The sequence below is a fragment of the Mailhella sp. genome, from assembly GCF_057866825.1.
The window spans coordinates 1-2,228 of the sequence record NZ_DBMAHT010000207.1 but is presented as its reverse complement, the minus strand read 5'-3'; the positions used below and the strand labels follow the sequence as shown (position 1 = coordinate 2,228).

Below are 2,228 nucleotides of genomic sequence, written 5' to 3'. Positions count from 1 at the left end.
TCGCCCATGCCGGGCTCGCCGTGGCCCTCGTGTATCTCGCCGCGCTCGCCGGCATTTTCATAGGCATGTCCATTCCCGTGCTGCGCATGGCGCAGGGCACGCCCCCGCACGACGTGCCCAGGGACTACCACGAATCCCTGTTCAGCGTGCTGCCGCCCGCCGCGCTGTGCCTCATGGCCCTCGGCCTCGGCCTCGCCGTGCCCGACTGGCTTGTGGAAACGCTCAACCGCGCCGCCGCGCTTCTGGGGGCCTGATGTTCAACTACAGAGAATCCATCGCCTGGAACGACATTCCCGTCATCGACATGGACGCGCTTTGCGCCTCGGTTTCGGAACGCTGCCGCAAGGGCTGGCGCCTGCTGGCGTTTTTCGGCGTGCCCGATCCCAAGGGCACGGAAGTTCTGTGCATTCTTGCCGACGCCTCGGCCCGTCTGCTCGACGCCATGCGCGCCCGCCCGGGCCGCGCCTACGACGCGCTCACGCCGCACTGCCCGCAGGCGCATCTTTTTGAACGCGAGCTCTTCGAGACCTGGGGCATCGAACCCAAAGGACACCCCTGGCTCAAGCCCGTGCGCTTTCGCCCGCAGGAAAACGGGCCGCGCTCGTCGCGTCCCGGCCCCGCCCAGACCGACTACTACCGCGTGGAAGGCGCCGAAGTGCATGAAGTGGCCGTGGGCCCCGTGCATGCGGGCGTCATCGAACCCGGGCACTTCCGCTTCCAGTGCTACGGCGAAAACGTGATGCATCTGGAAATCGAGCTCGGCTTTCAGCATCGCGACGCGGAACATCTCATTCTGCACTCTCCGGCGAAGCTCGTGCTGCCGCTCATGGAGAACATTGCGGGCGACACGGCCGTGGGGCACGCCACGGCGTACTGCACCGTGCTGGAGCGGCTTTGCGGGGTGAAGATCACGAACCGGGCGCATCTTCTGCGGCGTCTGGCGCTGGAGCTCGAACGCCTGGCCAATCACACCCGCGATCTCGGAGCCATCGGCGGCGACACGGGCTTTCTGCCCACCTCGGCCTGGAACGGACGCATTACCGGCGACTTTCTCAACATCACGGCGGAGCTTTGCGGCAGCCGATTCGGGCGCAACCTGCTCTGCCCCGGCGGGGTAAAGTGGGACGCCGACGCCGAGCTTTGCCGCTCGCTCATCACGAAGCTGCGGGCGGCCTGTCGCGACGCGCGCGCCTCGGTGGACGTGATGCTGGAAACCTCAAGCGTGCTTGCCAGACTCACGGGCACGGGCAAGGTGTCGTTTGAAGACGCCCGCGCGCTCGGCCTCGTGGGCATGGCGGCGCGTGCCTGCGGCGTGTCCGTGGACGCGCGCATGGACTGGCCGCTCTGCGATCTCGACAACGGCGCGCTGCACAAGCGCATGCGCACCACCGGCGACGTGCTGGCCCGCACGCTTCTGCGCAGCGACGAACTGAACGATTCCGCGGCCTCGGCCGAAACCGATCTTCTTCAGCTCGGCTTTTCATGCGGCGAGGAGCCGTGCCGCGTTTCGCTGCCCGCCATGCCTGCGTCGCGGCTTGCGGTGGCGCAGGTGGAAGGCTGGCGCGGCGAAGTGTGCCACGTGGGCGTTACCGCGGAAAACGGCGACTGGCTCGCCTACAAGATTGTGGATCCGTCCTTCCACAACTGGACGGGTCTTGCCATGGCCCTGCGCGGCGAACAGATTTCTGACTTTCCGCTGTGCAACAAGAGCTTCAACCTGTCCTACTGCGGGCACGATCTGTAAGGAAACGCCATGTTGAACATCATCAGGGAACGCCTGCATCAGGGCTTCCGCACGCTGAACTATCCTTTTGTGTCGCCCGCCATCAGTCCGCGCTTTGCCGGACTCCCCTCGATTACGGCCACATCCTGCAAGGGCTGCGAAAGCCGCGCCTGTCTGACGGCCTGCCCCACGGGAGCCGTGCGCCTTGCCGCTTCCGGCCCGGAAATCGACATGGGCCGCTGCCTGTTCTGCCGCGCCTGCGAATCGGCGTGCCCGGAGCACAAGATCATCTTCACCCATGAGCACCGGCTGGCCGCCTACAGCCGCGAGGCGCTCATCGTGCGCGGCCCCGCCGCCGGCGAGGGCGTCGAGCAGCCCGGCATCCTGCAGGCGCGGGGAGAGCAGAGGCGCGATCTGTCCATGTTTTCCCGCTCGCTCAAGCTGCGCGAAGTGAGCGCGGGCGGCTGCATGGCCTGCGAGGCCGACGTCAACGTGCTCGGCACGC

General features: G+C 67.0%; 2 protein-coding genes and 1 pseudogene. All 3 read left to right on the top strand.

Annotated features, from left to right (window positions below):
* Nucleotides 1–254 (top strand): annotated as a pseudogene (locus tag ACZM96_RS10745) (proton-conducting transporter transmembrane domain-containing protein); the annotation flags it as partial.
* Nucleotides 254–1,744, top strand: coding sequence for a hydrogenase large subunit (locus tag ACZM96_RS10740; protein WP_489489049.1), 1,491 nt, complete (start codon nt 254–256; stop codon nt 1,742–1,744). The pseudogene ACZM96_RS10745 and the gene ACZM96_RS10740, both read left to right, overlap by 1 nt.
* Nucleotides 1,745–1,753: 9 nt before the next feature.
* A partial coding sequence (locus ACZM96_RS10735) for a 4Fe-4S dicluster domain-containing protein (protein ID WP_489489048.1) occupies nt 1,754–2,228 on the top strand: 475 nt, incomplete at its 3' end.